This window comes from Aquibium sp. ELW1220, assembly GCF_030398385.1.
Classification (GTDB): domain Bacteria; phylum Pseudomonadota; class Alphaproteobacteria; order Rhizobiales; family Rhizobiaceae; genus Aquibium.
In genome coordinates, this window is record NZ_JAOAOQ010000029.1 from 51,171 (window position 1) to 72,529 (window position 21,359).

Sequence of the window (21,359 nt, forward strand, 5' to 3'; positions counted from 1 at the left end):
GCTGTCTCAGAATCCGATCGGCCAGTGCACGATCTCCGAGCCGTCGATGAAGCGGCTGTGGCGGAACGGCTTGGCATCGACGTGCGGCGTCTCGCCCGTAACCAGTTCGGCCATCAGCTGGCCCGCCGCCGGCGCGATGCCGAAGCCGTGGCCCGAATAGCCGGTTGAGACGAAGAAGCCCGGCACCGCCTCGACCGGCGAGATCGTCGGGATCGCGTCCGGCGTGACGTCGATCCAGGCACTCATGCGCTCGTTGACGACCATGTCCTGGAACTGCGGGAACAGCTTTTTCACGTTGATCGTCGCCTGGTCGAGAATCGAATGGCCCGGCTCGGGCCGCATGATGCGGTAGGTCTCGAAAGGGGTGCGCTGGTCGAGCTTCCAGCCGCCCAGCATCATGGTCTCCTGCCAGGTGCGCCGGCCGATACGGAATTTCATCGCCCGCCACTCGTTCTTCATGGCCGGGATGTAGTCCTTCAGATAGCGGAAGCTGTCCGGCACGATGTCGACCGGATGGGCAGATCGCATGCCGACATTGTAGCCGCCGTCGTTGCGTTTGCGGAACCCGAAGCCGTTGCCCGAACCGCAGCCCTCCGGTCCACCAGCGACCGGTCGGGTTCGCATCACCTGCGACAGCATCTTGAGCTGCGGCACCTTGACGTTCTGGTTGCGCGCAAACAGGCTCGACCAGATGCCGCCAGCCAGAATGACCGTGTTGCAGCGGATCCGCCCCTTCTCGGTGACGACCTCGGAGACACGCCCGCCCGCCGTCTCGAAGCCGCGGACCGCGCAACCCTCGACGATGGTGGCGCCGAGCCTGCGCGCGCCGTCGGCAATCAGGCGGCTGGCCAGATGCGGCTCGGCATAGCCGTCAGACGGCGTGTGGAGGCCGCCGGCGAAGTTGCGGGTGTTGCCGGTCGCGAGCTGGTTCGCCCGTTCCCGTCCGACGAAGTGCGTGTCGAGTCCGAAGGGCTCCATGGCCTTCATCCAGGGCTCGTACTTCGCCATGTCCTTTTCCTGGTCGCAGAAGTAAGTGATGCCGCGGCGGCGGAAACCGGGATCGGCGCCGATGACGTTGGGAATGTCGTCCCACAGCTTCATCGCCTGGATCATCAGCGGCATCTCGCGGATGTCGCGCCCCATCTTGCGGACCCAGCCCCAGTTGCGGCTGGACTGCTCCTCCCCGATCGTCCCCTTTTCGCAGAGCACGGTGGGAATGCCGCGCTGGGCGAGTTGGAGCGCCGTGCATACGCCGACGATGCCGCCACCGATGATGACGACCTCCGTCTCGACCGGGACGACATGGAACTGGTGGGGGCTGGCAGTCTGGATGTTCATCGCAAGGTCCGGTTGTCAGAGGTGGGTTTCATGCGCCATCGCTCCCGGCCCGCCCTTTCGCTTCGGCACGGCGGGCCTCGATCGCGGCGACGTATTCGATGACGAAATCATGGAACTGCCTCGCCGCGACGGACATCTCGTCGGGATCGCCGATCAGGCCGAGCACGATCGGGATCGCGGGCGAGAAGGGACGGAAGGCAAGGCGGGGATTTCGCCGCAGATGGGGCGAGTAGGGACTGACGATCGAGACGCCGAGGCCGGCGGCGACGAGATTGCAGACGGCCTCGTGGGTCGTCGCCTCCATCATCATCACGCGGTCGACGCCTGAGCGATCGAACAGGGTGTCCACCTCGAAGCGGAACGAGGTCCCGCGCGGAAAGCTGACGAACGGCATCTCGGCGAGGTCGCCGGCGCGGATCTCGTCGCGCGAGGCGAAGTCGTGTTCGGCCGGAAACACGCACATGGCAGGCCGGCTGAGGAGCTCGCGAACCGGGATCGTCGGATTCGCCAGCGGCAGCGTCGCGACGCCGAGGTCGGAGCGGCGCGACGACACCCATTCGACGATGCGGTCCTGCGGCTGGCTGTCGAGTCGTATCGCGATGTCGGGGAAGCGCTTGACGAATTTCGCGATGATCTCGGGCAGGAGGCCATTGGCGTAGAGGCCCATGGCGGCGATGGAGATCGTGCCGGAGGTGAGGTTGCGGATGGCGTGAACCTGATGGTTCAGATCCTCCAGCCCGACGAACAGCTTCTCGACCTGCTCGAACAGGCGGCGCGCGTCCTCTGTCGGCTCAGCGCCGTTGCGCTGCCGACGAAACAGCTTGAAACCCACTGCCTCCTGGAAATCGACCATGAGACGGCTGACGGCCGGCTGTGAAATACCCAGCAGTTCCGCGGCCTTGGTCATGCTTCCCAGCGTGACCACGGCGCGGAACGCCTCCACCTGGCGAATGTTGAACCGCTTCACCTGGACCTCCCCCGGAGTCTCGCTTCGGCAGTTGTCAAGGCATGGCCCTCCCTTTCGCCGGTCCGAAGTGACATAACATTCGTATCCAGAATGCACAACTTGACGGTATGAATATTATGTCTTAGCGTTGCCCACAAGATAGGCGGGAGCCGGTCATGCCCATGAAATTCGCCATTCAGCTCAAGGAACGGAACGTCTGATGTCCCGCCGTCGGTCTGTTTCCCATTGGGGCGCGTTCAGCGCGACGGTGGCCGACGGCAGGCTCATATCCGTGGCGCCGTTCGAGCATGATCCGCGCCCTTCCCCGCTCAACGATGCCTGGCCGGAAATGCTCGCCTCGCCGATGCGGGTCGAGCGCCCGGCCATCCGCCGGGGCTGGCTGAACGGCGACGGCGGCAGGGCGCGCGGCGACGACGACTTCGTGCTGGTGCCCTGGGACGAAGCGCTGGACCGCGCCGCTGCCGAGATCGGTCGAATCAGGGAGCAGCACGGCAACCAGGCGCTCTTCGCCGGGTCCTATGGCTGGTCGAGTGCTGGCCGCATCCATCATGCGCGCACGCTCATCCGCCGCTTCTACAACACACTCGGCGGCTTCACCGACCAGACGACCAATTACAGCTACGGCGCGGCGATGGCGTTCCTTCCCCGCGTGGTGGGCGTGAAAAACGCGGTCGGGGCTTCGCTCACCTCCTTTGCGACCATCCGCGACCATTGCGACGTCATGCTCGCCTTCGGCGGTATCCCGGCCAAGAACTGGGAGGTCAACTCCGGGGGTTTCGGCCAGCATCGCTACGAGAGCTTCCTCGCAGGCGTCGCCGGCAGCACCCGCGTCGTCAACATCGGCCCGTTCCGCGGCGACATCGAGGAGCGGTTCGGCTGCGAATGGCTGCCGGTCCGGCCGAATACGGACACGGCGCTGCTGCTGGCGCTGATGCACGTGCTCGTCACCGATGGCCTCCACGACAGGGCGTTCCTGGCGCGCTACTGCAGCGGGGCCGACGACCTGATCGCCTACATCGACGGATCGAGCGACGGGGAGCCCAAGTCGCCCGCCTGGGCAAGCCGCATCACCGGCGTCGCGGCGGAGGCGATCGTCGCGCTCGCCCGCGGCCTCCCCGGCAAGCGCGTGCTGGTGGCGGCGAACTGGAGCCTTCAAAGGGCCCGCCACGGCGAGCAGCCCTACTGGGCGATCATCGCGCTTGCCGCCATGCTGGGGCAGATCGGCCTGCCGGGCGGCGGCTTCGGCTTCGGCTACGGCTCGTCGAACGGCATGGGCAATCCGCGCTACGACACGCCGCTGTTCGGCCTGCCGACGGGCTCGAACGTCACCGGCTTCTCCATTCCCTGCGCGCGCGTGAGCGACCTGCTGCTGAATGCCGGTCAGACGTTCCGCTTCGACGGCGACACCCACGTCTATCCGAAGATCGAGCTGGTGCACTGGGCGGGCGGCAATCCGTTCCACCACCACCAGGACCTCAACCGCCTGCGGGAGGCCTTCCGCAGTCCGCAGACGGTCATCGTCAACGAGTGCTACTGGACGGCGACGGCGCGCCATGCAGACATTGTGTTTCCTGCCACGACCGCGCTCGAGCGGGACGACATCGGCGGCGCATCGCGCGATCCCTTCATCCTCGCCATGCAGCAGGTGGTGCCGCCGGTCGGCGAAGCGCGCGACGACTACGACATCTTCGCCGCGCTCGCTGGACGCCTCGATGTCGGCGAGGCCTTTACGGAAGGGCGCACATCGAGCGAGTGGGTGCGGCAAGCCTGGGAGCAGATCGGTGCGCGCCTGTCGGAGCGCGGCCTCGAGCCACCGAGTTTCGAGGACTTCTGGCAGGCCGGATACTTCCAGTTGCCGGAGCCGCGCGACAATTACGTGATGTTCGCCGATTTCCGGGACGATCCGGAGACGCACCGGCTGCCGACTCCATCGGGACGGATCGAACTGGCCAGCGCGGGGATCGCGGCCATGACGGACGGAGCGCAGCCGGGCCACCCGGCCTGGCTCGATCCGGAAGAATGGCTCGGCGCCGATCTCGCCCGCACCTGGCCGCTGCATCTCCTGACGCCGCAACCGGCGCGGCGGCTGCATGGCCAGATGGACTGGAGCGCGCACAGCCGGGCGGGCAAGGTGCGGGACCGCGAGATCATGCAAATCCACCCGGAGGATGCCGCAGCCAGGGGCATCGCCGAGGGCGACGCGGTTCGCCTCTACAATGGCCGGGGCGCCTGCTTCGCTGTGGCGGGGCTCGACGAAGGCGTGATGCGCGGCGTGGTGCTGCTGCCGACCGGAGCAACCTACGATCCCGACGGCACGAGCGACCGCAACAGCAATCCAAACGTGCTGACCCGCGACATCGGCACCTCCGAACTGGGTCAGGGCTGCGCCGCGCAATCCTGCCTCGTGGAGGTCGAAAGGTTCGACGGCGAGCTGCCCGCGCTGCGGGTCAACCGGCCGCCCGTCCAGCACGAGCGCGGGACCGCAGGATGATCGACATGACAGAAGGACAACGAGCTTGAATTTGCGTTTCGACCACGTGGTGCTGCTGGTGCACGACCTCGAAAAGGCCGCCGCCGACTTCGCCGCCCTCGGCTTCACGATCCTCGAGCGGGCCGATCTGAATGCCAGCCATGGCGCGACCGTGTTCCGCTTCGTCTCGCTGGCCGACGGCTCCTACATCCTGCTCACCGCCTTTGCAGGACCGGAGGCGATGGCCAGGCACAGGCTGGGTCCCTGCCTGGCGGCAGGCGAAGGCCACGCCGACTGGTCGTTCACGGTCCCGGATGCCGCCGCGCTGGGGACGGCTCTGAAAAACGCCGGCTACCCGGTCGCCGGCCCGGTGGTGGTGTCGAACGTGGTCGCGGGCGGCCATACATGGGGACTCGACCTCCTCATGCTCGGCCGCGGTGCGGGCGGCGACGTGGCCCTCCCCTTCGTCGTGTCGGACAACGAAGGCCGCGAGCACCGCATTCCCGGCCCCTCGGACCACGCCAACGGCGCGACGGCGATGCTCGGCATCCGCCTGTCGAGCGATGCCCCCGACCGGGTAGTCGAGACGCTGGTGGCGATGGGCGGCCGGGACATCGGCATGTCTCCCGACAACAGTGGCGACCGCCGGGTGGACTTCGGCGCGACATGGATCGACGTGGCGCCGGACGATGTGGCCGGCGGACGGGCGGGCGGCGGCATCGTCGAGGTGGTTCTCGCCTCTACGGATGCGCAGTTGCCAGCCGGCGGGCGCCTGCTCGATACCGGATTGGCGCACGGCGCGCCGATCCGTCTCGTCGTGGCGTGAGGACGCTGCCGTGATCACGTCCGACAAAACCATGCGCCAGATCTTCGAAGACTACCGGCGCGCGCCGAAGCTGCCGGCCTTCGGCATGGGCCGGCGCGTCGCGCTTCTCAACGTCGACCTGCAGCGCCGCTACACCGACACCGCCACCTTCCCGACCGCCTACGAGGCCGATCCGGAGCAGCTGGCGCTGGTCAACGAGCTGGGCCGCACCGTGCGCGGGCTCGGCATGCCCGTGGTCTGGACCTACGTCGCCTACTTGCCGGGCGGCGTCGACTGCGGCTGGTGGGGCGTGCGCAGCACCTCGCCGCTGGCGCTGCAGAACGTCGCCCACGGCTCGCCGCAGGCCGAGATCGACGCGCGGCTCGAGGTTGACCGTGACCGCGACCTGATGCTGCACAAGCGCATGGGATCGGCCTTCTTCGAGACCCACCTGCCCTCCTACCTCACCTTCAACCGGATCGACACGGTGATCGTGACCGGCGGCGCGACGTCCGGATGCGTGCGCGCGACCGTCGTCGACGCGATGTCGCACGGCTATCGCGTGATTGTGCCGGAGGAATGCGTGGCCGACCGCGAGGACTGGGCCCACTACGCCTCGCTCTACGACATCGCGGTCAAGTACGGCGACGTCGTTCCCACCCTCAAACTCCTCGCCGATCTCGGCACGCTCGCCACGACGGAGGCCTCCGGTGCCCGCTGAACCCTTCAACTACGACTACGCCCCCTACCTGAACCGCCCGAAGATCGTCTGGCCGGACGGCAAGCGGCTGGCGTTCTGGGTGGCACCCAACATCGAGTTCTACGAATATGCGCCGCCGCCGAGTGCCGCGCGCAGCGTCTGGTACCGGCCGGAGCCCGACATTCTGAACTACTCGATGCGCGACTACGGCAACCGCGTCGGCTTCGACCGGATGGCGGACGTGATGGCAAGGCACGGCGTGCGCGGCTCGGTCTCGCTCAACGTCGCGCTCTGCGACCATTTTCCCGAGATCATCGAGCGCTGCTGCGAACTCGATTGGGAACTGTTCAGCCACGGCGTCTACAACACCCGCTACCTCTACGGCATGACGGAAGACCAGCAGCGCGAGATCATCCGCGACAGCCGCGACACGATCAGGCGCATCTCCGGACAGAGCCTCGACGGCTGGCTCTCGCCCGCCATCTCCAACGAGGCGACGACCCAGGACCTGCTCGCCGAGGAGGGACTGCTCTACACGCTCGACCTGTTCCACGACGACCAGCCGATGCCGGTGAACACGCGTTCGGGCAGGCGCTTCGTCAGCATTCCCTACATGATGGACGTCAACGACGTGCCGGTGCTGAACTTCCGCAACATCTCGCCGCCGGACTACCTGCAGCTCATCAAGGATCATTTCGACCAGCTGTACGAGGAAGGCGCCGAGAGCGGCACCGTCATGTGCCTGCCGCTGCATCCCTACCTGATCGGCCAGCCGCACCGGCTGTGGCTGCTCGACGAGGCGCTGAAATACGTGACCGCGCATGACGGCGTCTGGCTGGCGACCGGGCGCGAGATCGCGAAATGGTACCTCGACCACGGCTATGACGACGCCCGGAGCTTCATCGCCGGCGTGAACGGGAGGGCGGCATGACCATCGCGGCCAGCTACTTCGACTATCCGCACCGCGGCCCGGGCATGGACCAGGACCGCTATCCCTACCGGCGGCTCGCGCGATCGCCCGCGGTCGCCTGGCCCGGCGGCGCGAAGCTGCTCGTCTGGGTGACGCTGCATCTCGAGCACTTTCCGATGGACATGCCGGCCAAGCCCTTCCTGCCGGCGGGCGGCATGAACCGGCCGGGGGTGAGCGTCTGGGACTACACGCAGCGCGACTACGGCAACCGGGTCGGCTTCTACCGGCTGATGAAGCTGTTCGACCGCCACGGCATACGGCCCACGGTGGCGATGAATTCGCAGGTCGCCGTCCGCTATCCGTTCCTGCTGGAGCGCATCGTCGAGCGCGGCTGGGAGATCGCCGCGAGCGGCGTCGACATGGGCCACCTCCATTACGGCGGGCTCGCCGAGGCGGCGGAGCGGGCGCAGGTGGAAGAGGCCTTCGGCGACCTGCGGCGGCTGTCGGGCCAGGCGGTGACCGGATGGCATTCGCCGGCGCACTCGCAGTCGCAGAACACGCCTGACCTCGTGGCCGAAGCGGGCGGGCTCTACGTCGCCGACTGGATCAACGACGACATGCCCTATGCCTTCTCGACCCGCAGCGGGACGCTGACGCAGATGCCGCTGTCCTACGACCTGTCGGACCGCAAGATCCTCTACCAGCAGTCCCTGCCCTCCAGCGTCTACGCCCAGCAGGTGGAGATGGCATGCCGCTGCTTGCGCGACGAGGCCGACACGCGCGGCGGTCGCATCCTGTCGCTGTCGCTCAGCCCCTGGGTCGCGGGCCTGCCGGCGCAGATCCGCACCCTCGACGCGCTGCTCGGCCGCATCCTTTCGACGCCCGACACCCGGCCGGCGAACGGCGAGGAGATCCGCGCCGCCTGGACCGCAGGCGCGGCCGGCTAGCCGGCGATGACATCGGCCGGCGGGACAGGCGTCCCGCCACGAGGAGTGAAGGCGGCATGGGACGGCTGGCGACGATGACGAGGCAGGCAACGGAGAATGCGGCAGGCGCGGCGCCCGTGCCCGCGGCCGCGCGCCTCTCGGCCACCGAAGCCGCCGCACGGATCGCCGCCGGCGATCTGACGGCGGCCGCGCTCGCCGAAGCCTGCATCGCGCGGACGCTCGCCCGCGACGACGCGGTCCGCGCCTGGACCGTGTTCGAGCCCGGGATGGTGCGGCGCCAGGCGGCCGAGCGCGATGCCGGGACGCCGCTCGGCCCGCTGCACGGCGTGCCCGTCGGGATCAAGGACATCCTGTTCACCCGCGACCTGCCGACCACCTACAACTCGCCGCATTTCCAGTCGCATCATCCGAACGTCGATGCCGCCGTCGTGGCGCTGCTGCGGGCGGCAGGCGCGATCGTCTTCGGCAAGAACGACACGGTGGAATTCGCCGTCAACGGCCGGCGCGCGCGCACCCGCAACCCGCACGATCCCGGCCGGACCCCCGGCGGCTCGTCGAGCGGTTCGGCGGCCGCCGTGGCCGATTTCCAGGTGCCGCTGTCGATCGGCACCCAGACCGGCGGCTCGGTGATCCGGCCGGCGTCCTATTGCGGCGTCTACGCGATGAAGCCGACCTGGAACGCCGTGTCGGCCGAAGGGATGAAGACCTGCGCGCCGTCGATCGACACGATCGGCTGGTACGCGCGCTCGGCAGAAGACATCGCGCTGCTGTGCGACGTCTTTTCCATCACCGGTGACGGGCGGAGCGCCCCGGCCTCGCTCGATGGCGCGTCGATCGCGATCTGCCGCTCGCCGGTGTGGGACAAGGCGGAGCCCGAAGCACGCGAGGCGCTGGAACGCTGCACCCTGCTGCTCGAGGCGGCAGGCGCGCGGGTGGAAACCCTGGACCTCCCGGACCGCTTCGACGGGCTGACCGATGCCCATAAGGTGATCATGCAATGCGAGATGCGTTCGACCTTCCTGCCGGAGTACGCAGCCCTCGGCGACGCGCTCTATGCCGAACTGGTGGCAACGATGCGCAACGAAGCGGGCTACACCAGCGCCGACCTGCGCGGCGCTTACGAACTGGCGGCCGAATGCCGCGCGCGCTTCGATGCGGTGGCGGAAGGCTATGACGCAGTCGTCACGCCGAGCACGGCGGGCATCGCGCCCAAAGGGCTGGACGACACTGGCGCGGCGACGTTCAACCGGATCTGGACCCTGCTGCACACGCCCTGCGTCAACGTTCCCGGACTATCCGGCCCCGGCGGCATGCCCGTCGGATTGACGGTGACAGGACCGCGGTTCTCCGATCGACGCGTCGTGGCGGTGGCGGAAATGCTGGGTGCCTGCATCCGGCACCGGAGCACCGCTTCTCCCGACCATCAGCAGCCCGAATGAAGGCGAGGAACCAATTCGAAATCTGTCCGACAAATATGGAACGACGATGGGCGATCTGCTGAGTGTTTTCGCAGCAGATGGTTTTTCTGCGAGCAGAAATGACGAGAACTATCTGTTATGACGCATAAAAATCCCCGTACGCGATCGTTTTTCGACTCCTGGCCGCTTGACGCTCCCGCTCATCGGTGAGACATTTCTGTCAGACAAAAAGGCAGCCATTGGATTGACAGGGTTCATTCGAAGAGCTGCGTCGGCGGCGAAAGCCGCCAGGGTGAACACAGATCGAATTGCGCGAAGGGTCCCGCAATTCCCAACAGGAGGTATGTGCCTTGAAGAAACAGCTCTTCCAGCTTGACCGCCGCACGTTCATGGCGGGTCTGGCAACAAGCGTCGCCCTGCCTGGCGCTATCGGCCTCTCCGCGGGCTCGGCTTTCGCTGAGGCGCAGACGCCGAAGCGCGGCGGAACGCTCACCACGGTCGCCTGGCCGGGCACCACCTACATGAATGCCGCAATCACGACGTCGGGACCGGAGTCGTTCCTTTCGCCGAAGTTCTTCGACGGCCTGCTCGGCTATGATTTCGGCATGGTCGAGAAACCGGCGCTCGCAACCGAATGGTCGATCGCCGAGGACGGCAAGCGCGTCACCTTCAAGCTGCGGCCGGGCGTGAAATGGCATGACGGCGAGGCCTTCACCTCCAAGGACGTCGCCTTCACCTTCATGGAAGTGCTGAAGGTGCATCACGGTCGCGGCCGTTCGCTCTTCGCCGACCTCCAGGCGGTGGAGACGCCCGACGACCTGACCGCGGTGTTCGTGCTGGGCAAGCCAGCCCCGGCGATGCTGAAGGCGCTCGACGGCCGCGAGTCGCCGATTCTGCCCGCCCACATCTATGCCGGCACCAACATCATGGAGAACCCTGCCAACACCAAGCCGATCGGAACGGGCGCGTTCAGGCTCGCCAGCTACGAACGCGGCGCCTCGGTGGTGATGGAGCGCAATCCGGACTACTGGGACGAGGGAAAGCCCTACCTCGACCGCATCATCCTCCAGTACATCCCGGACGCCTCCACCCGCACGGCGATGCTGGAAGCGGGACAGGCCGACATCGTGTTCCTCAACTTCCTGCCGGCACTCGACACTTTGCGGCTTGCCGCGATGCCGGATTTCGAACTGGTGGAGGCAGGCTACGAGACGTCGGCCAGCAACCAGCAGATGGATTTCAACCTTGAGCGCGAGATCTTCAAGGACGCGCGGGTCCGCCATGCGATCGCGCATGCCATCGACCGGCAGTGGATCGTCGACAACGTCTGGCACGGCTTCGGCGTCGCCGGCGCCTCGCCGCTGCACCACGACCAGCGCGCCTTCTACACAACCGAAGGCGTGCCGCAATATGCCTTGGACCTCGCCAAGGCGGAGGCGCTGCTCGACGAGGCGGGCCATCCGCGTGGCGCCAACGGCGTCCGCTTCGAGCTGACGATCGACCCGACGCCCTATGGCGATGAGTCCCTGACGGCGGCGGAGTACATCCGCGAGCAGTTCCGGCAGATCGGCATTCAGCTCAACATCCGCACGCAGGACTATGCGGTCTTCATCAAGCGCTGCTGGACCGACCGCGACTTCGACCTGTGCCTCTATACCGCAGCGATGGGCGCGGACCCGACGATCGGCGTGCAGCGCTTCTACTGGTCGAAGAACTTCAAGCCAGGCGTCGCCTTCTCCAACGGCTCGAGCTATTCCAACCCCGAAGTCGACGCCTTGCTGGAAGCCTCGCAGGTCGAGCTCGATCCGGACAAGCGCAGGGAGCAGTTCGCGAAGTTCCAGCAGATCGCGATGACCGACCTGCCGACTCTGCCGGTCGTGCACACGACCCGGGCGACGATCGGATGGCAGAAGGTCAAGGATCATACGGTCGACGCACTGGGCTCGCTCGGAAATCTCGCCAACTGCTGGATCGACGGGTAGGTCCGTGAGCGCCAGTCCAACGATCGGGGCGAAGGGGACGAAAAGTCCCCTTCGCTTCCTTTCGGGGCCGATGCCCCGCTACGTTCTGCGCCGGCTGAGCCAGGCGGTTCTGGTCATGCTGCTGGTGGTCATCGGCAGCTTCTTCCTCGTTAAGATGGCGCCGGGCGACCTGGTCGACGTGCTGGCCGGCAATTCCGACATGACAGCCGACCAGATGGCGTCGCTGCGCGTGCGCTACGGGCTCGACCAGCCCGTGCTGGTACAGCTCTTCATCTACATGTCGCGGCTTGTCATGCTCGATTTCGGCTATTCCCCGCTCAATGCCGCGCCGGTGCTCGACGTCATCATGGGGCGCTGGCCGGTCACGGCGATCCTCGTCGTCTCCTCCGTCGTGATCTCCATGACCGTCGGCACGGTGCTGGGGGTCATTTCGGCGCGCAATGCCGGCAATCCGATCGACCTGTCGATCTCGATCCTGATGCTGGTGCTCTATGCCACGCCGTCCTTCGTCATTGCGATCTGCTTCATCCTGTTCTTCTCGGTCTTCCTCGGGGCGATGCCGATCGCAGGCTTTGCGACCGTCGGAACGCAGGCGACCGGGTTTGCCTATGCCTGGGACGTGGTGAAGCATCTGGCCATGCCGGTCGCCGCGCTGTGCACCTTCTACGTCGCGATCTACGGACGCATCGGCCGCGCCTCGATGCTGGAGGTGCTGAAGCTCGACTACGTGCGCACGGCCCGCGCCAAGGGGCTGCCGGAACGCCGCGTCATCTACGTCCACGCGCTGCGCAACGCCCTGCTGCCGCTCGTGACGATGGCCGGCCTGCAGGTCAGCGCGCTGGTTGGCGGCGCCGTGCTGATCGAAACCATCTTCGGGCTGCCCGGGATGGGGCGGACGGCTTTCGACGCGGTGTTCGAACGCGACACCAACCTGCTGCTCGGCGTCCTGTTCATCAGTTCGCTCAGCGTCGTGGTCGTCAATTTCGTCATCGATCTTCTCTACATGGCACTCGATCCGCGGGTGGAACTGGCATGACCGTCGGCAGCCAATCCCTCATCGTCCGGCTGCTGCGCCATCCGAGCGGCCTGGTCGGCCTCCTGCTCATCGCCCTCGCTGTAGGGATGGCGCTGGGCGCGGGCTTCTTCTTTCCGGCCGGGCCGTGGACCATGGCCGGCCCGCCGCGCCTGTGGCCAGGGCAGAACGCGGCCTTCCTGCTCGGGACGGATTCGCTCGGCCGCGACCTTGCGGCCGGCCTCTTCCACGGGTCGCGCGTGTCGCTCGCCGTCGGTGCCTCCGCCGCGGTGGTGTCGATCCTGATAGGCACCGTGGTCGGCAGCCTGAGCGGCTATTACGGCGGCTGGCTCGACGACGTGCTGATGCGGCTGACCGACGCGATGCAGACCATTCCGTCCTTCCTGTCGGCGATCGCCATCGTCGGCATCGTCGGCCCCTCGCTACCCACCATCATCTTCGCCATCGCGATCGTCTCCTGGCCGATGATCGCGCGGCTGGTGCGGGCCGAGTTCCTGCGGCTGCGGACCTACGACTTCGTCCAGTCCTGCCGCATCATCGGCATGTCCGACATGCGCATCATCTTCACGCAGATCCTGCCGAACTGCCTGGCGCCGATCATCGTGGCGTCCTCCGTCCTTGTGGCGACCGCGATCATCGTGGAAGCGAGCCTTTCCTTCCTCGGACTGGGCGACCCGAACGCCATGAGCTGGGGGACGATCCTGGGCAACGGACGCGCGGCGCTGCGCACGGCGTGGTACATGACGGCCATTCCGGCGACGGCGCTGGTGCTGACCGTGCTGGCGCTCAACCTGGTGGGCGATGCGCTCAACGACGTTCTCAATCCGCGCCTCAAGGAGAGATCATGACCCCTGCTCCGGCGGCTCCCCTCCTCCAGGTCAACGACCTGTCGATCCGCTACGGCAAGGGCGTTCCCCTGGTCGAGCAGCTGAACTTCACCGTCCGCCGCGGTGAGACCGTCGGGCTCGTCGGCGAATCCGGTTGCGGCAAGTCGCTGACGGCGCTCGCCGTCATGGGGCTCCTGGCGGAAAACCTGCGCACGTCGAGCGGCTCGATCGAGCTGGAGGGCACGAATCTCACGGCCCTCGGCCAGAACGCGCTTCGCGGCTATCGCGGCAATCGCATGGCGATGATCTTCCAGGAGCCGTTGACGGCGCTGAACCCGGTCATGACGGTCGGCGCCCAGGTGGTGGAGGTGCTGCGGGCGCATCGCCGGATGGGCAGGGCCGAGGCCGAAAGGCGTGCCATCGAACTGCTCGAGCAGGTGCGCATCCCCGACGCGGCCGAGCGCTTCCACGACTATCCGCACCGGCTGTCCGGCGGCATGCGCCAGCGCGTGGTCATCGCCATCGCCATCGCCTGCAATCCCGCGCTGCTCATCGCCGACGAACCGACCACCGCGCTCGATGTGACAGTGCAGGCGCAGATCCTGCAACTCCTCAAGTCACTGCAGCGCGACGCCGACCTCGGCCTGCTGCTGATCACGCACGATCTCGGTGTGGTGCGCCAGGTCGCCGATCGGATCGTCGTGATGTATGCGGGCTCGGTGGTGGAGGAAGGTGCGGTCGACGCTGTCCTCGACAATCCGCAACATCCCTACACGGCAGGCCTGCTGGCGGCGCGCCCGCATGGCAGCTTCTCTGCGCAGGGCCACCGTCTTGCCGACATCCGCGGCGCGGTTCCCCCGCCGGAATCGCGCCCGGGAGGCTGTCTTTTCGAACCGCGCTGCGCCCATGCGCAGGCCGACTGCAAGGCCGCGCGCCCGCCGCGCAGCGCCGCCGGCCAGGATCGCTCGGTGCGCTGCTACCATCCCGTAGGCAAGCCGAACTGACATGACCCCAGTCCTGCAGACCAACGACCTCAAGGTTCATCACAAGACGCCGCGCGGCATGCTTCGCGCCGTGGACGGCGTCAGCATCGAGGTGGCGCCCGGGGAGACGCTCGGCCTCGTCGGCGAATCGGGCTGCGGCAAGTCCACCCTGGCGCGATGCATCGTCGGCATCTCGCGCCCCACGGAAGGCTCGCTGGCGCTCGGAGGCGTGGTGCAGCAGGGTCGCCGCGCCGAACGCTTCGACCGCGCGCGGGCGGTGCAGATGGTGTTCCAGGATCCGAGCGGATCCCTGAACCCGCGGCTCAGCGTCGGCCGCATCATCGAGGAGCCGCTGATGGTCCACCGGATCGGCAGCAGGATGGAGCGGCGCAAGCGGGTGGAGGAGATCGCCGGGCAGGTGGGGCTCGCCCCCTACCATCTCGCGCGCTACCCGCACGAGCTCTCGGGCGGCCAGCGTCAGCGCGTCAGCATCGCGCGCGCGCTGACGCTCGAACCCGGCCTGCTGGTCTGTGACGAGGCGGTGTCGGCGCTCGACGTCTCGGTGCAGGCTCAGGTGCTCAACCTGTTCCTCGACCTGCAGCAGCGCCTGGGGCTCGCTTATCTGTTCATCTCGCACGACCTCGCCGTCGTGCGCTACATCGCGCACCGCATCGCCGTCATGTATCTCGGCCGCATCGTCGAGGTCGGACCGGCCGAGGCCGTCTGGTCGAGGCGCAACCACCCCTACACGCGCGCGCTCGTCGACGCCATTCCCGACGAGATGACCCGCCAGGACCAGGCGAACCTGCTCGAAGGCGACGTGCCGAGCCCCGTGAATCCGCCTTCTGGCTGCGCCTTCCGGACGCGCTGCCCACATGCGCGGGCGCGGTGCGCCGAGGACGTGCCGCTGCTGCGCGACCGCGGCGGCGGCCTGCTGGTCGCCTGTCATTTCGCCGAGGAGATCGAAGCGGGGCACGAGGCGGCCGACCGCGCGCCCGTCGCGCTTCGCGTCGTCTCCGGCGGGACATGACGGGACAGCACGGCGAAGGCAAGCAGGGCGAAGAGGGACTGGATTCCATCCAGGACGCGATCGGCTTCTGGTGGGGCATCGCGCCGCCCAATGCGGCGGCGCTGTCCTTCGCGCGGGACGTCACGGCGATACCGGCTGCATTCGCGCGGCTGTCGCCCGGCGCCTTCGAGGGAGAGCCCGCCGATTTTCCCGCCGTGCTGGAACGTTTCGCCGATCCGGTCGACCTGCCATGACGGTCGACCTTGCGGCGATGAGCCTGGCGGAGGCGGCCGCGGGGATGGCGCGGCGCGACTTCCGCGCCGAGCAGCTCGTTGACGCCTGCCTCGCCCGCATCGCGCGCGACGACCCCGCCGTGAACGCCTTCATCTGGTCCGACGGCCAAGCTGCGCTGGAGGCCGCGCGCGCCGTCGACCTGCGCCGCGCCGCTGGTGCGCCGCTGTCGCCGCTCTCCGGAATACCGCTGGCCCACAAGGACATGTTCGCAAACAGCGGACGGCTGGCCACCTGCGGCTCGTCGATCCGGGCCGACCACCGGACTGAAGGACGGGCGACAGTGCTCGCGCGCCTCGAGGACGCCGGCGCGATCACGCTCGGCGGCCTCAACATGAGCGAATTCGCGCAGGGGCCGACCGGCCACAATCCGCATTTCGGCGACTGCCGCAACCCGTGGAACAGCGCCCATATCAGCGGCGGATCGTCGTCCGGATCGGGCGCAGCGGTGGCGGCGCGGATGGTGTTCGGCTCGCTCGGATCCGACACCGGCGGCTCGGTGCGCATCCCCGCTGCGTGCTGCAGCGTCACCGGGCTGAAGCCGACCTGGTCGCGCGTCAGCCGCCACGGCGCGATGCCGCTGTCCTTCTCCATGGACTGCGTCGGCCCGCTGGCGCGCAGCGCCGCGGACTGCGCGATCCTGCTGCAGGCGATCGCTGGTGCGGATGCCGCCGATGCCACCGCAAGCGCACGGGCCGTACCGGACTACCGCGCCGCCCTCACGGGCGACCTGCGCGGCCTGCGCATCGGGCTGCCGCGCAACGGCTTCGCGCGCGACGTCGACGATGCGGTGCAGGCGGCGTTCGAGGATGCACTGGCGGTGCTCATCGCGCGCGGCGCCACGCTGCATCCGGTCGACCTGCCCGCCATGGACGCGGTAGCGGCCTGCTCGGCGGTGGTGAGCCGCGTCGAGCTCGCGGCCTGCCATGCGCAGTGGATGCGCGAGCGGCCGGGCGACTATGCGGCGAGCGTCAGCGGCCGCATCTGGCCGAACTACGCCATTCCCGGCGCCCTCTATGTCGAAGCGCTCCGGCGCCGCGCCTCAGTGCTGGCGGACTTCGCCGGTCCGGTCTTCTCCGCAGTCGATCTGATCGCGACCCCGACCATCCCGAAGATGATCCCCACCCGCGCCGAAACCGATGTCGGGAGCGGAGCGGAAGGTGTCGTGCAGCGGTTCCTGTCGCCCTCCGTCAACACGCGGCCGTTCAGCTATCTCGGCCTGCCGGCGATCAGCGTTCCCTGCGGCTTCGACCAGCGCGGCCTGCCGATCGGTCTGCAGCTTGCCGGCCGTCCCTTCTCGGAGGCACGGCTGCTGCGTGCCGCCGACGCGCTGCAGCGCGACACAGACTGGCACTGCCGCACGCCGGTGCCGGGAAGGCTCGACGAGGACGTCTGACGGCGTCCGGAACAGCCTGAGGGTTCGTCCGCTCAGGCGGTCAGCGGGGCGAAGAGGTCCTGGAGCGTCGCCTCGTCCAGCAGATCGTGCGCCGCGTCGCCCTCGTCGTCGAACAGCGCGTCGGCCAGGGCCTGCTTGCGGGCCTGCATGTCGAGGATCTTCTCCTCCACGGTTCCCGCCGCGACCAGACGATGCACGAAGACCGGCTTCGTCTGTCCGATCCGGTGCGTGCGGTCCATGGCCTGCCGCTCCACCGCCGGGTTCCACCAGGGGTCGTAGAGGATCACCGTGTCGGCCTCGGTCAGGGTGAGGCCGACGCCGCCGGCCTTGAGGCTGAGCAGGAAGACCGGCGCGTCGCCCTTGGCGAAGGCGTCGAGGACATCGCCGCGTTTCGTCGTGCTGCCGGTCAGCGACAGGCTGCGAATGCCCGCCTCGGCGAGATCGGCCTCGATCAGGCGCAACATCTCGACGAACTGCGAAAAGACAAGCACCCTGCGCCCTTCGGCGACCAGTTCGCACAGCAGCTCGAACAGCCGCGTGCGCTTGGCACTGTCGGTCACGGCGCGTGCGGCCTCGGACTTGACCAGCGCCGGGTCGCAGCAGACCTGCCGCAGCTTCAGGAGCGCATCCAGCACCGTGATCCGTGCCGCCGCCAGGCCACGGGCGGCGATGGCTTCGCGCACGCGCGCGTCCATGGCGCTGCGCACGGTCTCGTAGAGCAGCTGCTGCGGTTTCGGCAGGTCGACGCGCTCGAGGATCTCCGTCTTCGGCGGCAGTTCGGCGGCGACCTCCTCCTTCGTGCGACGCAGCATGAAGGGGCGCAGCCGGCGCCTCAGCCGGGCCTGCGCGGCGACGTCGCCATGCTTTTCGATGGGCGTGCGAAACAGCGTCTGGAAGCGCTTGCGGTCGCCGAGCAGGCCGGGATTGATCCAGTCGACCAGCGTCCAGAGGTCCTGCAGCGAGTTCTCCAGCGGCGTGCCCGTGAGCGCCAGCCGGCCGCGGGCCGGAATCTCGCGCAGCGTCTTGGCCATCTGCGAGGCAGGATTCTTGAGAATCTGCGCCTCGTCTAGAATGACGAGCGGCCAGTCCAGGCCCGCCAGCCAGTCCCGGTCGCGCGACAGCAGCGGATAGGTGGTGACGACGAGATCGGCCGTCAGCGCTTCGTCGCGCATCGCCGCACGGGCCGCGCCGTGCAGGACCGCAAGCCGCAGGTTCGGCGTGAACCGTGCCGCCTGCGCCTGCCAGCCGTGCAGCAGGCTGGTCGGCACGATCAGCAGGGCCGGCCCCTGCGCCCCGGCATTCCGTCTCGCCTGCAGCAGGGCCAGCGTCTGCACCGTCTTGCCGAGCCCCATGTCGTCGGCCAGCACGCCGCCGAAGCCTTGCTCGAGCAGGCGGCTCATCCAGGCGGCGCCGTAGGCCTGATAGCGGCGCAGCGTCGCCTCCAGGCCGGCCGGCGCGTCGAGACCATCCGCATCGGCCAGCGCCTGAAGGCTGCGTGCCAGCGGCAGGATCCCGGCCTTGTCGGCGAAGCGAACGGAACTGCCCGCCAGCGCCTCCTCGGCGAGCCTTGCGACCGCGGCGTCCGACGGATGCAGCACGCCCAGTTCGGCATGATGGGTGAGGAACAGGTGCAGCAGCGGCGCCAGCGGGCTGAGATCCACCGCGACATATCCCTGCCGGCCGCGATCGAGATAGATCGGACGGCGGGCGAGATGCCCGGCAAGCGTCGCCTCGTCCGGGAGGACATCCCAGGCGCCCCGCGCCTGGTCGAGAAAGGCGGCGATCAGCGGCGCCACGTCCACCTGCCGGCCGCCGATCTCGACCTGGAACCCCAGCGAGAACCAGTCGGCCCCCTGGAACGCCTCGCCCGCCTCGCTCCGCGTCTCGACCGAAAGCGATGCCGTTTCCTCACTCAGCCGATACGGCCATTTCGGCGTCTCGACGATGTCCCACCCCTCGGCGCGCAGGTCTGGCACCGTGCGAAAGGCGAAGTCGATGGCAGAACGGATGTCGGAGGGTTCTGCCGCACCCGCAACGATCTCGCCGTCGGCGAACACGAAATCGCCTTTCATCATGGCCTCGCCCGGCCGGTGGAAGCCGAGATCGCCGATCCGCAAGGCGCCCGCCTCCAGCAGCCGCCGGGTGCATTCGGCCTCCCAGCTGCGGTCGCGCAGGATCGTCACGATCTCGCCATCGGCGACCAGGCGCGGCGCGGGGTCGTTCTGGCGGACTTCCTGTTCGTCATAGACGAAGCGCAGGACGAGCGTGGGAAGCTGCGCCGAATCGCTCCAGTAGCGCGGCGCCACGCGTGCGGTCTCGGCTCCGAGAACCAGCCGGGCGAAACGCCGGGTCGCGACCCGCCGGGTCTGCCGGACCTTGCCCGGGGGCGGCAGGGACAGTCCGGCCAGCCGTTCCGGCAGGGCCTCGGCAAGCGCCTTCACCTCGTGCGGGGCGATCTCGGGGGCGAGGTCCACGAGCTTGAGCACGTCCTCTCCCAGTTGGCCTTCCAGCGTACCGATCAGCCCGTTCTGCCTGTCGATCCACAGCGTGGCGCCGGCCGCGCTGCGCAGTTCGAGCGGCCGGCCGGAGGCATCCTGGAAACCCAGTCTCTGGCCGCCCGCTGCCGTCATCCGCCAGCCGAGCTGCGCTTGAGGCCGCGCGTCGGACCACGTCAGCACCGCGTCCGGCGCGTCGGCATGCAGGAACCGGCCCGTCTCGCAGAGCCCGCGCAGCAGCGCGATGGTGTTCTCGCCTCTCGGCCGGAGCAGGTCGGGCAGACCAAAGCCGTAATGCGGCTCCCAGAGACGCGCCTGCGCCAGTCCGGCCAGCAGGTCCAGGTCCACCGGTCGGACGAATCCGGCGGGAGCACCGCCGCGCAGGCCGTTGAGCAGGTCGTAGCGCCGGATGCCCTTGTTGAGAGCGGTTCCCGCGGCGTTGACGCGGCCCTTGCAGAGGTCGACCTTCATCTGCGGGCCATTGGGCGACAGGACATAGACCAGGCGATCCTTCACCTTGTCCGGATAGTCCTCGGGAGGCGGCGGTGCCGGCGGCGCGGCCTCGGGGCGCTCCCGGACACGCGTGAGCCAGCCGAGCACCGGTCCGGCCAGCTTCCCCTTCCGGCCTTCGCTGTCGGCCCGGACGACCAGAACCGCGGCGACGTGCTTGCAGTTGAAGCCGACGGGGCACGAACAGTCGCCCGCTACCGCACCCCGGACGAAGCGGATCGTCTGCCGGTAGCGGTCCCCGCGCCCGTTCGACACCTCGCCCCTGAGCGAGCCGTCCTCCATCGCCTCGACCGACACGACATGGCCGCGCCGCGCATATTCCTTCCCCCTGAGCAGGGTGATGCCGTCGAAATGGTCCTCGAGCCGAAGCTGCATGTTGTCCAAACACCGTCCCTGCCGGCGAGCAAGCATCGAACACAGCGGACGACGCAGGCCGCGCAGCCGCCGAATGCCTGATCCATGCGCCATCGCGGGGCGAGGTCAAGGGGGTGGGGCGGATCGGGATGGTCCGTCCACAGGGGGCGGCGGGATGACGGCTCCGTCGCGCTACACCACGTACCGACCACGACCCTTTTCGTGCGCTTAGCAAAGCTCGAACGCAGGTTGCCCAGCCCGTACTACCGCCGCCCTGGAAACGGGGCGGCTCTTGTCTTGGGCAAGGCATCGGGCGTGGCAACACGCGAATCCGCGCCTTAAATCAGTGGTTTCTTAAAGAAGTGGCGGAGGGAGTGACTCTGGCAGCCAACTCTCTTGGCGGGAAGAAGCGAAGTCGTTGGTAAGGCAGCGGAAACCGGCTTCGAGGACCGATTTCGCAGAACTGCTCACCGCCCCGCCATGCAGAGACCGACAGAGACTTGGCAGCCTATGGTGGTACCGAAACGCATCCTGCCATTAGTGTTGGGGAAAGTCGGGTTCTGGTTTCACGCCGAGAGGCTCGTCCACAAACCGATGTCCATGACCCCAAGCCGATGCAAGGCCGTTCACATCATACGTAAGTAGATCTGGTGGTTCTATCGAGACTTGTAGAGCTACCGCCGCGCGCCTTGCCCGCCCCGCGCGGCGGTTTTGCGGGCCCGCTTCCAGTGTATGTTCAAACGACGTACCGGATACGTCATGCTCGACCGCCTGCTTGCCCAACTGCATCGCCGAAAGCATGAAGGTCGTGTCGCGAAGGTGGTGGAAATTTGAAGGTGGCGTAATCTCCGGGTGAACGAAACCCACCCAACCGGCGGCTGACACCGCCAAGGAGATCACGCCATGACGAAGAATACAGACGTC

The 21,359-nt window shown here is 68.0% G+C and carries 17 protein-coding genes; 13 read left to right on the forward strand and 4 right to left on the reverse strand.

All coding sequences use genetic code 11. The features are described from left to right. Positions 1-6: 6 nt before the first annotated feature. Positions 7-1,338, reverse strand: a complete 1,332-nt coding sequence (locus N1F91_RS22035) for an FAD-binding oxidoreductase (RefSeq protein WP_289995466.1) — start codon at positions 1,336-1,338, stop codon at positions 7-9. A 28-nt stretch (positions 1,339-1,366) separates the two neighbouring features. Next, positions 1,367-2,305 (reverse strand): LysR substrate-binding domain-containing protein, encoded by a 939-nt coding sequence (locus N1F91_RS22040; RefSeq protein WP_289995467.1) that lies wholly within the window; start codon positions 2,303-2,305, stop codon positions 1,367-1,369. A 199-nt stretch (positions 2,306-2,504) separates the two neighbouring features. On the opposite strand from N1F91_RS22040, the gene N1F91_RS22045 reads away from it, so the two are divergent. The 13 genes from N1F91_RS22045 (at position 2,505) to N1F91_RS22105 (ending at position 17,076) form a co-directional block, all read left to right on the forward strand. Next, positions 2,505-4,796 (forward strand): molybdopterin-dependent oxidoreductase, encoded by a 2,292-nt coding sequence (locus N1F91_RS22045; RefSeq protein WP_289995468.1) that lies wholly within the window; start codon positions 2,505-2,507, stop codon positions 4,794-4,796. 25 nt (positions 4,797-4,821) lie between these two features. Next, on the forward strand, positions 4,822-5,601 hold the full coding sequence (locus N1F91_RS22050; RefSeq protein ID WP_289995469.1) for a VOC family protein: 780 nt from the start codon (positions 4,822-4,824) through the stop codon (positions 5,599-5,601). 10 nt (positions 5,602-5,611) lie between these two features. After that, entirely contained in the window at positions 5,612-6,301 is a 690-nt protein-coding gene (locus tag N1F91_RS22055) for an isochorismatase family protein (protein ID WP_289995470.1), read from the forward strand. Then, a complete protein-coding gene (locus tag N1F91_RS22060; RefSeq protein WP_289995471.1) occupies positions 6,291-7,211 on the forward strand; it encodes a polysaccharide deacetylase family protein in 921 nt (306 codons plus the stop codon). Before N1F91_RS22055 ends, N1F91_RS22060 begins: the two co-directional genes overlap by 11 nt. Next, positions 7,208-8,137, forward strand: a complete 930-nt coding sequence (locus N1F91_RS22065; protein ID WP_289995472.1) for a polysaccharide deacetylase family protein — start codon at positions 7,208-7,210, stop codon at positions 8,135-8,137. The genes N1F91_RS22060 and N1F91_RS22065 overlap by 4 nt, the downstream gene beginning before the upstream one ends. Before the next feature lie 56 nt (positions 8,138-8,193). Further along, on the forward strand, positions 8,194-9,576 hold the full coding sequence (locus N1F91_RS22070) for an amidase (RefSeq protein ID WP_289995473.1): 1,383 nt from the start codon (positions 8,194-8,196) through the stop codon (positions 9,574-9,576). A gap of 329 nt (positions 9,577-9,905) precedes the next feature. Then, a complete protein-coding gene (locus tag N1F91_RS22075; protein WP_289995474.1) occupies positions 9,906-11,537 on the forward strand; it encodes an ABC transporter substrate-binding protein in 1,632 nt (543 codons plus the stop codon). A gap of 70 nt (positions 11,538-11,607) precedes the next feature. Next, positions 11,608-12,573 (forward strand): ABC transporter permease, encoded by a 966-nt coding sequence (locus tag N1F91_RS22080; protein WP_289995475.1) that lies wholly within the window; start codon positions 11,608-11,610, stop codon positions 12,571-12,573. Beyond that, complete coding sequence (locus N1F91_RS22085; protein WP_289995476.1) at positions 12,570-13,418, forward strand: ABC transporter permease; 849 nt, start codon at positions 12,570-12,572, stop codon at positions 13,416-13,418. The genes N1F91_RS22080 and N1F91_RS22085 overlap by 4 nt, the downstream gene beginning before the upstream one ends. Continuing rightward, a complete protein-coding gene (locus N1F91_RS22090; protein ID WP_289995477.1) occupies positions 13,415-14,401 on the forward strand; it encodes an ABC transporter ATP-binding protein in 987 nt (328 codons plus the stop codon). The genes N1F91_RS22085 and N1F91_RS22090 overlap by 4 nt, the downstream gene beginning before the upstream one ends. 1 nt (position 14,402) lies before the next feature. Continuing rightward, positions 14,403-15,410, forward strand: coding sequence for an oligopeptide/dipeptide ABC transporter ATP-binding protein (locus N1F91_RS22095; protein WP_289995478.1), 1,008 nt, complete (start codon positions 14,403-14,405; stop codon positions 15,408-15,410). Further along, the gene (locus tag N1F91_RS22100) at positions 15,407-15,643 is read left to right on the forward strand and encodes a hypothetical protein (RefSeq protein WP_289995479.1); all 237 of its coding nucleotides are present in this window, start codon (positions 15,407-15,409) and stop codon (positions 15,641-15,643) included. Before N1F91_RS22095 ends, N1F91_RS22100 begins: the two co-directional genes overlap by 4 nt. Then, positions 15,640-17,076: an amidase gene (locus tag N1F91_RS22105; protein ID WP_289995480.1), complete on the forward strand. Its 1,437-nt coding sequence runs from the start codon at positions 15,640-15,642 to the stop codon at positions 17,074-17,076. The genes N1F91_RS22100 and N1F91_RS22105 overlap by 4 nt, the downstream gene beginning before the upstream one ends. 32 nt (positions 17,077-17,108) lie before the next feature. Here the strand turns inward: N1F91_RS22105 and N1F91_RS22110 are convergent, their stop codons facing one another. Together N1F91_RS22110 and N1F91_RS22115 are read right to left on the reverse strand one after the other, a co-directional pair. After that, a complete protein-coding gene (locus N1F91_RS22110) occupies positions 17,109-20,456 on the reverse strand; it encodes a DEAD/DEAH box helicase (RefSeq protein WP_289995482.1) in 3,348 nt (1,115 codons plus the stop codon). Between the two features lie 516 nt (positions 20,457-20,972). Continuing rightward, positions 20,973-21,359 (reverse strand): hypothetical protein (locus N1F91_RS22115; protein WP_289995483.1); only part of this gene is annotated, 387 nt, incomplete at its 5' end.